Origin of the sequence: Bradyrhizobium ontarionense, from assembly GCF_021088345.1 — a bacterium.
Classification (GTDB): domain Bacteria; phylum Pseudomonadota; class Alphaproteobacteria; order Rhizobiales; family Xanthobacteraceae; genus Bradyrhizobium; species Bradyrhizobium ontarionense.
In genome coordinates this window covers 6,688,146-6,698,456 of record NZ_CP088156.1, presented here as the reverse complement: position 1 = coordinate 6,698,456, position 10,311 = coordinate 6,688,146, and the positions used below count along the sequence as shown (strand labels likewise).

At 63.8% G+C, this 10,311-nt stretch carries 2 protein-coding genes; both read right to left on the bottom strand.

Annotated elements, in window-relative coordinates; genetic code table 11:
- Window positions 1-13: 13 nt before the first annotated feature.
- The gene (locus tag LQG66_RS29380) at window positions 14-4,486 is read right to left on the bottom strand and encodes a non-ribosomal peptide synthetase (protein ID WP_231319332.1); all 4,473 of its coding nucleotides are present in this window, start codon (window positions 4,484-4,486) and stop codon (window positions 14-16) included.
- Window positions 4,483-10,305, bottom strand: coding sequence for an SDR family NAD(P)-dependent oxidoreductase (locus LQG66_RS29375; RefSeq protein ID WP_305879303.1), 5,823 nt, complete (start codon window positions 10,303-10,305; stop codon window positions 4,483-4,485). The genes LQG66_RS29380 and LQG66_RS29375 overlap by 4 nt, the downstream gene beginning before the upstream one ends.
- Window positions 10,306-10,311: the final 6 nt, after the last annotated feature.

The window sequence follows — 10,311 nt, the reverse complement described above, 5'->3', positions numbered from 1 at the left end:
CCTCTCCGACCACCTATAGGTTCATGCTTGCCAGCGCGACGGCAAGCTCTTCGCTGGAAAGGTCCGTTTCGATCGCGCCAATTGGCTCGGCCCGCTCGAGCAGCGTCCTGCGAACGCTCGCGGCGACCATACGCGCGCGCTCGCGCTGCCGTCCCTTCGCGGGCAGCGTCCAGTGCAGGTTCAATTGCCCGCCGATCAACCATGCATTGAGCTCGACCGGATACGGGCGAGCCCGATCGGGGCTACGCAAAAGACCGGGCTCTTGATCCAACAGTTCAAACGGGCCGTCTTCGGGACAGATGCGGTCCAGACGGCCGAGCCAGTTGAACAGAACCTGCCGTGGCGGTGCGGAACACAGCTGCCTTGCCGTGGCGTCGTCGCGGCCGGCGAGAATTCCATAGCTCGCGGCATGGTCCTCCCATTCCAGACGACGCTGCGAGACCTCGCGCATTGCGAGATCGAGCTCCTCGGGCAGGCGGGCCGGAAGCCGAAAGGGCGCAATCGCGGTGAACCATCCGACCGTTCGCGACGGATCAATTGGGACCTCGCTCAGACGACGGCCCATCGATTCCATGTCAACCAGAGTTCCGCCGCCAACCGCAGCCATGATCGCCAGCAGGAGGAAATCACCGGGATTTGCGGTAGCAGGAACAATTGCGAGGAGACGGTCCGTCTCATCGCGTGTGAACCGCACCAATTCGCTCTCGAACCCGGCATCTGCGGCCATGTCCGCACCGGCAACCGGAGCTCCCTGCAGGAGCTGCAGCCAATAATCGGCATGCCCTGCGAAGGCCCCACGCGCCGCATGGCCGTGCAGGGCATCAGCCCAGGCGGCAAAGGGAACCATCGGATCTGGCAATGTCTGGTCCTGACAAAGCGCCGTCAGATCATCGAGCAGAATGGTCCATGACATCGCATCGATCGACAGGTGGTGCGCCGACATCAGGAGCCGATCGCCCCCTTTCTCTCCTTGCAGCAATACGGCGGCGAACACCTGCCCACGCTCTGGAACAAGTTGCTCCTGTACCCGCGTCAGCTGTTCAAAGACATCCCTCTGCGGCGTTCGCACCCGCTGTAAATTCACCATCGCGCCGGGCGGCCGAATGAGCAGACGCCATTCTCCGCCTTCGGTCCACTCGGCCTTCAGTCGAAGGGAATCGTGACGATCGACAAGCTGCTGGAGTGCGGCGGCCAATTTGCTTTCAGAGAGGCCGGGGTCCACCCGAAGGACGATCGAGAGGTTCTCGTGCGAAATGTTCCGTCCCGCATGCAGCAGAAACCAGCGCTGAACCGGTGTCGCCGGAAACGGACCTGCAGGCCGGATGATCGGCGCGGCAACAGCACCGCCCCCCGGGGCAAGAGCGCGCGCGAGTTCGTCAATGGTCTGGTTTTCGAAGATCAGTCGCGGCGTGAGGGTCAGGCCGGCCCGCTGGGCCGCCGCGACCAGCCTGATGCTGACGATCGAATCGCCGCCCAGGTCGAAGAAGTTGTCGCGAATGCCGACCTTCTCCAGCCGCAGCACTTTCGCCCAGATCCCGGCCAGTCGCCGCTCCATCTCGCTCCGCGGGGCGGTGAACTCGCCTATCGCGTCCGAACGCGAGAAATCAGGATCCGGCAATCCCTTCTTGTCGATCTTTCCGTTCGGAGTGAGAGGCATGCGATCGATGAAGACGAAGACCGACGGCACCATGGCTTCCGGCAGCACGCCCCGCAGGTAGCTGCGCAAACTCGCGACGTTGCGAGCCCCCACATCGGGAACGATCAAGTAGGCGATCAGGCGTTGCTCCGGCAATCCGGCCTGTACGTCGCGGGCCACCACGATGGCGTCGCGAACCGCCGAATGGCGGCGCAGGGCACCTTCGACTTCGTTGAGTTCGACGCGCACGCCGCGAATCTTGACCTGCGAGTCCGCTCGACCGAGATATTCGAACTCTCCGTCATCGTTGATGCGAACAAGGTCGCCCGTGCGATACATCCGTGCCCCCGGGATGCCGGAAAACGGATCGGGCAAGAATTTCTCCGCGGTCGCGCCGGCGAGCTCGATATAGCCGCGCGCCAGATTGACGCCCCCGATATGCAGCTCACCGGCAACGCCGCTCGGAACCAATTGCTGATCGGGATCGAGGGCGTACAGGCGTACGTTCGTCATCGGATGCCCGATAGGCGGATCTCCGACCGACCGCCGAACATCCGGCACCTCGTGCACGCAATCGGTGATCGTCGCCTCCGCAGGGCCGTAGGCATTGTAGAACCGACGATCCGTCTTCCAGCGCCGCGCGATGTCCATCGTGCAGCGCTCTCCGATCGCAGCTACGCAACGCAGCTGCGGCAGTTCGTCCGGATCGAGCACGCCCAGCAGGGACGGCGGAAGTAGTGCGTGTGTGATTCGCAGCTCGCGCAATGCACCCAGCAGACGCTCAGCGGAATAAAGAGTGGCGCGATCACCGAAACAAAGCGTGGCGCCGGAGATGAGCGCCGAGAAGATCTCCCAAACGGAGGCGTCAAAGGAAAACGACGCGAACTGCAGCACGCGATCCCCGGCTCGAACGTCAAACAGCTCGTTCCAGCAGGGAATCATGTTGCAGAGGCCCCGGTGCGCCAGCTCGATTCCCTTCGGCACGCCGGTTGATCCGGAGGTGAAGATGACATAAGCGGCATTGTCGGGCTTTGCGCGGCGGCTAGGCCGTTCGCCCGACCTGTTGCCATCGATCGATCGCTCCAGCGGCACGATCATGGCTGGACTCTCAGGCAGCAGGGCCAGCAGCGACGGCTCGCACAGGATCAGCGCCGGCTTCGCCCTCTGCAACATGCTGGCAAGCCGGGCCTTCGGGTAGTCCGGATCAAGCGGCACGTGCACGCCGCCGGCCTTGAGGATCGCAAGGACCCCGGCCGCGAGTTCAGCGGATCGTTCGGCACAGATGACGACGCGCTTTTCCGGGCCGACCCCGGCCTCGATGATCCGCCAGGCGAGCGCGTTGGCGCGCTCGTCCAGCTCGCGATATGTCCATTCGCGCACACCGTCGACAACTGCAATGCCGTCGGGAAACCGGGTCGCCTGATCTTCAAACAGTTCGTGGATGCAACGGTCTGCCGGATATGCTCCGACGGGACCGAGACCTGCCGCCAGCACTTCGTCGCGCTCCTGGCGGCTCATCAGCGGAAGATCGCCGAGCCTCCTCTGCTCATTTTCGGAAAGCCCAACGAGCAGCGACGCGAAATGCTCCATCGCCCGCCCGATGGCGGCCGGGTCATACAGGCCGGTATCATAGTTGATCCGCAGCATCATCTCATCGGCCGGGACAACCATCACATTGATCGGATAGTTGGTCCGGAACAGATAGCGGCCATTTCGTGCATCGATCGTTTGTCGTGCAGCGTCCGGCTTGCTTACGGCCCCCGGAATGTTCTCGAATGCCATCACGCTGTCAAACAGCGCCACCCCCTGCGGCAGGCCCGCCCATTCCTTGATCTTGGGCAGTGGCGTGAACTCGTGGGCCCGCAGGTTGGCAAATTGTCGGTGCAGCTCGCGCAGCCACGGCCCGACTCGATCGGAAGCATTGACGGTGACTCGCACCGGCAGGGTATTGATGAAGAGGCCGATCTTGGCTGCCGCATCCGGCTGATCCGCCGGGCGGCCTGCGAAGGTGATCCCAAACAGCACATCGCTGGTGCCGGCATAGCGGGCAAGCAAGAGAGCCCAGGCGCCCTCGACCAGCGTCGCCAAGGTTACTGCCGCCCGCTTGGCCGCCGCGCGGATCTGCGCGGTCTGCTCCGCCGAGAGAACGAAAACGTGCTCGGCACATAGATGACCGCCCCGGGGTTCGGAACCTGCGCGCTTCACCGCCAACGATGTCGGTCCCGACACGTTCGACAACGCATCGCGCCAAAACGGCTCTGCATCAGGTCTCAGACGAGCCGGAAGAGAAAGAACGTAGTCCTTGAAGGAATAACGATGCTCGCTCGGAGGTGTCCGTGCGGGACCACGCACCACCCGATAGTTTTTCCGGATTTCGGCGAACAGGTTGACGATGGACCATGCGTCAAGAATGATGTGATGGTAGGTCGTGACAAGTCGCCAGGATCCATCCGACCAATGCACAGCCGTCATCCGCATCAGCGGCGGCTTTGCAAGATCGAACCCGGCATTGCGTTCTTCGGCAAGAAATGCTTCGAGCTTGTCGCCGGCCTCGGTCTCGTCGAGTGAGCGCCAATCGAGCTGCCCTACCGTCATTGGCGCGTGATCCAGCACCAATTGCAGCGGCCCTTCCTGTCCTTCCCAGACAAAGGCCGTGCGCAGCACGTCAATCGCCCCGACGGCGGCACCAACGGCTTCCGCGAAAGCCGGTAGGTCGAAGTCTCCATCGGTCTCGAGTTCGACCGCCAACTGATCGATATAAAGGCCGTCCCTCGGTGCCATCAGGGTATGGAACAATATTCCCTGCTGGAGGGGAGTGAGGGGATAGATGTCCCGGATCGCCCCGCTCACGGCAGATCCCCACTGGAGGAGGCAAAGCGAACCACGAGTTGATCGAGGTCTTCTTGGTTCAGCTGAATGTGCGGAAAATCGCTGACGCTGTAGGTGGGTGTCCGTTGGGAAGCACAATGCCGGGCAATGTCCTGCAGGGCGCGCGCGACCTCGTGACATGAAGCCGTCGCGGCACCGTCCGCCGACGATCTTCCCTCAATGCGCAATCCGCCGTCATCGGGATCGCGCCACCATTGGAGCAGCATCTTGTGATGTCCGGAGAACGACCAGTCCATGGGATCGCCGTTCGGATCGACTGGACTCTCAAGCAACGAGTTACGAACGCAGGCGAAGTAGCCCGGCGAAGGCCTGAGCAGAACGTCTCCACCGTTGTCGGCGGCAGCCGATTGGCGCATCGCTGCCTTGGCCATTCCGAGCGCGTCCTGCGGTTCGTTCAGCGCAGGTCCGATCGGGCAGAAGCGCGTCGCGCCCCGGCCGGCTTGCACCGACCAGCCTTTTGGCGCGCATGCGAGCCCCGCCGCCGCCAGGATCACTTCGTCGAGCCGGCAACCGCCAACCCGCTCCGCAGCCCGCTCGAGGGCGGCGACTTGGGATTCCGGAACCAGCGCAATGCGTTCCGGATCGAGACCGGTCAGACTCTCGTCATGATCGTCAGCATCCGCAGGCAGCTCGCGCGCGAGCTCGCTCAGGACCTTTCGCCACTCGGCCTGGTCGAGCACACCCGTCCGAGCCGCAAGCATCAAGCTGGGCGCCCCTCCCGGCGTCGCGCGTAGCAACTGGATCGTGAGGCCGTGCGGAAGCTCGGCGGGAATTGCATCGATCGCCGAAAATGGCCGCCCGGGCTCGATCTCCGCCAGCCTCGCCTGCACGGCATCAACGACGCGTCGCAAGCGGTGCTCCGGGATCGGCTGGCGGAGCCGGCACAACATGATATCGGCGGTCGCCGTGGGGGGCGCACTATCGGCGACCAACTGCGCAAGGCTGCGCGGCGTCGGATGCAGATATAGATCGTTCGGCGCGAGACTCACGATCTGTGCGTTTGCCTGGTTGAGACGCGAAACCACATCCAGAGCCAGAATGCTGTCGCCACCGAGCGCGAAAAAATCGTCGTCCGCCCCCATCCGTGGCGCACCAAGCACGTCGCGCATGACCCACAACACGCGCGCAACCGGCTCAGAGACGTCCGCCAGGCGGCGCAACAAGGCAATCTGATCGGCATTCTCCTTGATCAGGTCTCTGAGATTCGAATTGCAGGCGAACAGGTTGGCTTCGCCATCAACAGACAATGCCTGATCGACAATCAGCGGAATATCATCGGGATCAAGTCCCTGCCGCATGCCTTGCGAAACCGCGGCCGTAGGGGCGAGCCGGGGCGCAGCTTCCACCGCAGCATCAACGCGCTGCAGACAATATTCATCTACCCGCAACGCGATCCGACCATCTGGATCGGCAAGGGTTACGGCAAAACGCCAGCGCCCGTGCCTCTCCTCGCCTCCAGCAATGTGGCTGATCAGGCGCGATGGCAGCGGCCAGCAATACACCTGAACGCCGCGATAGGAGACGGGGACACATCCCCGCCCACCCGCGACGCCGATCGCAGCTCCGATGGCCACGTCGAGCAGGGCCGGATGAGCAAAGCCCGCGAGCGCGTCTTCATGGGCGTGGGGTGGCAGTTCGAGTTCGGCAAGCCACTCGCCGTCTCCAGCGCGAAGGCTATTCAGACAATTCCAGCGTTCGCCCAAAACCAGCTCCAATCCGTCAGCCCGCCACGCCAATGGGAGAGGACACCGGTCGCGCAAGGCCGCCAAATCGAACCGGCCTGGCTCGCCACCGCTCGATGCGCGGAAGCGCCCACGTGCAACGACGGTTCCCGTTTTACCTTGACGGTCGGTGAGCACATCGACCGTCCAGAAATCGGGAGCAGAAGGCTTCGGATCTATCACGATGCCGGTTGGGCCATTCTCGCCAAGCTCGACCGGCCTAAGTAACGTGACTTCATCGGCGACAAGCGCCGTTGAGCCCGCCCGATCCGCCATCGCACCGAACATCGATCCAAGAAAGACCGTTCCCGGAACGATCGCCTTGCCCATCACGCGGTGTTCATGGGCAAGCCACCACCACCGGTCGAAGTCGACCCGGCATGCCGTTCGCGCCACCGTGTCTGCCATTCCGACACCTGCGACGCGGTCCAAGGACAATGCGACGACCCGGCCGCCTGTTCTCAGGGCCGCCGCCGCTCCGTACGCTTCCAACGCCGCATTGGCCGCCGCGTAGACCGCAAGACCAGGCCCCCCCAGCAAACCGGTCAGGGAAGATAGCAACAACGTCACTTCGGGAACGCAGCCGTTGTTCTGTCGTGCAATCGCGGCCTGCACATTGATCGCGCCCTGCAGCTTCGCGTCGATCGCCAGCGAGATGCGTTCGGCGTCGAGCTGAGCGACGGGCCCCGCGGCCGCGACGCCTGCCAGGTGAATTACAGCCGTGATGGGGCCAAATCGTCCGACGATCTCCTTGACAGCCTCCGACACCGACACACGATCGCGTACATCAGCTGTACACACGATCAGGCGATCGTCTTCGATCCCGAGTTCCGCAGCCAGGCCAATCCCACCGTCCACGGGCGCGGATCGCTGCAACACCGCCACGCGGGCTCCGGGCCTGCTTGCGAGTCGGCGCACGAGAAGCCGGCCTATACCGCCCCTTCCTCCGGACAGCAGATAGACACCGTCCGAACGATCGACGGACTTGGTCACGACGGGCTCGAAGTCGCGTGTGAGCCGCTGATTTCCACGACAACAGACAAGTTCGTGGTCTCGGTCGGAGAGAAGTTCGTCGACAACCTGAACAGCCGCTCGATCAGCTACATCGGGATTGACCGCGCCTTGGTCCGCATCGATGGTGCGGCCGAGCGCCGGCGCGAAACCTTCCTGGCGCATGACCTTCGCGAAAGTGGCCGCCGCAGCCCCGTGCGGACCGACGACAACACCGCCCACTGTTCCTTCATAGGCGCCGATCGTAACAACATCCAGTCGAGCCGCACGTTTCGACACGGCACGGGCCAGCCTGAAAAGGTTGCCTATCTCGACGCTGGACCAGGGCGCCACACAATCGAGGCCAACGTCTGCCTTGCATACGTAGACGACGTGCGCTCCTTCAGGGACTTCGATTTCTCCGTCGATCCCAGTCGCGGGCACTTCGGCCACCTTCGTCACCGCCGACAAGCGCTGAACGAGCGCCTGAGCGAATGGATCGTCATAGTGCGCCAACAAGACCCTGCCCGGCACTTTCGTCGGCGCGCGCCGGGCCAGCCGGCGCCACACCACAGACCACAGCGCGCACTGACGCGTCGCGTCGATAGTTGGTGATGCGGCTGTCGCGGCAGACGTCTGCGGCATATGTCGTTGGCGCTGGAAGGGATAGCTCGGCAGCGAGATACGACGCGGGCGCCGGCCATCGTGCACCGCTTTCCAGTCGATGGCCGCACCGGCGGCCCACAACTCACCAAGACAGGCAAGCGACGATGCCTCCACGGTGTCGTCGTCGCCAAGCCGCCACACCACGGCCGCGGCTCCCGAGACGCGCGGGGACCGCGGTGCGAGAGCCATCCGACAGTTCACATCGATCACCAGCAGGGCCCTGTCACCGATGTTCAGGGTCGAAAGCGCCGTGTGGGCGTCGCCATCCGAATCTCGCTCACACGGCGGAACGCTCTCGATCAGATCGGCAACCTCATAGAGCCTTCCCAAGCCGGCCGATCCGACCGGTATCGACGGTTCGCGAATCTGCAGTCCACCGGATCGCGTTCCGCCTTGCGAAGCGCCATCCCGACAACCTGCCGCTGGACTCCTGGACCGGCGCGTCCCCTGCAAGATCGACAACGCGTCATCGAGCGTCATCGCGTCGGCGACAACCAGGGCCGCGAGCTCACCGACACCCACGCCGACCACCCCCCGCAGCGAAACGATGCGTTCGCGGAGCACGCGACCAGCCGTCAACATCAGGACGAACATCATCAACTCGCCCGCGTCGCGCAAGGTTGCTCCACCGAGCAAGGCTCCACGGACGTCAACCTGACAACGCCTCGCGACATCGCCCGCAACCTCGTCCAGCCGCCGTCGGAACAGGGCGTCGCCATCGTAGGAACGACGCACCGTGCCGGCTCCAACGGAGCCCTCACCATCGAGCATCACAACCACGGCGGGCGACCGCACCGCCTCGGTGCTGTCTTCGCCTCTCAATGAACTCAGCCGGGCGATCAGTTCGCGCTGGTCTCGCGCGACGAAGGCCAGCCGCTGCTGCAAGGGCTGTCGTCCCACCTGCAGGGTGTAGGCAATATCCTCTAGCCGTCGTTCAGGACACGCCTCCACGAAGCTCCGCAACCTCGCGACCACCTGGTCGAGCGCCTCCGGCGCCGCCGATTGGAGACAGATCAGCTGCGGTCCCGCTCGACCGGGAGCCAAGTGACGGGGAGCCAAGTGACCGGGAGCGACGTGACCGGGAGCCACGTCGACAGGCGGCGCCTGCTCGAGGACGACGTGGACGTTGGTGCCGCCAAAGCCAAAAGAGCTGACGCCGGCGCGCCGCGGACGACCGGTCTGGGGCCAAGGCGATGTCGCGCGATTGATCTCGAACGGCGTGCTTGCGAATTCGCATGCAGGGTTCGGCACCCGGCAATTGATCGACGGCGGAATCAACCCGTGTTCGACTGAAAGTATTGTCTTGATCAGCGACGCGCTTCCGGCTGCGGCATCGAGATGGCCGATGTTGCCCTTCACCGAGCCGACCAGGCAGGGCCGCTTTCGGCCAACCAGCGCGCGCGCAGCAGCAGCGATCTCCACTGCATCGCCAAGCTCAGTTCCCGTCGCATGCGCCTCGAGATAGTCGATGTCATCGACGGTCAGACCGGCCTGCGCCATAGCCTGCGCGATGACTGCCGTCTGCGCATCCGGGTTGGGCGCGGTAAACGCCTGCTTCTCGGCACCGTCGTTGTTGATTGCCGAGGCCAGGATAACGCAGCGCACCGGGTCGCCGTCCCTCAGTGCATCCTCCAGACGCCGCAAGACAACGACTCCGGCGCCGCAGCCGTTGATCGTACCTGCTGCCTCCGCGTCGAACGGACGACAGTGCCGGTCTGCGGACAGAATTCCGCCGTTCTGAAAGACGTGTCCCGCCATCTGCGGCACGCGGATCGTTACGCCCCCCGCAACAGCAATATCGCACTCCTCGGAAAGTAATGACTGCGCAGCGAGATGCACGGCAGTGAGCGCTGTCGAGCAAGCCGTCTGAACGGTGAGAGCCGGGCCGCGACAGTCCAGTTTGTGCGCAACGCGAGTGGCAAGATAGTCGGAAGCATTGCCGAGCATCGCGGGCAGCGACGCCCGACCGGCATCGACCTCGCCCGATTGCATCAACCGCCAAATGTAGGTGTTGAAGCCACAGCCCGCGAACACCCCGCAGCGCGATGGCCGATATTGCGCGGAACCGTAACCCGCGTCTTCGAGAGCCGCCAGCGCCTGTTCGAGGAAGATACGATGCTGCGGATCAGTGAGAACCGCCTCACGTGCACTCATGCCGAAAAGCGCAGAATCAAAACAGTCGAAGTCGCGCAGAACACCCTTTACGGGAATATAGCTCGGATTTTCCAACTGCTCCGGACTCACCCCCGCTGCCACCATTGCAGCTCGATCCAGCACGTCGATCGATTCAGTGCCGTCGAGCAGATTGCGCCAATAGCCGGCGGCATCGTCTGCACCAGGAACACGGCATGATAGACCGACTACAGCGATCCTCTCATCGCCAAACAACTCGCCCTCGAGCATCGCATG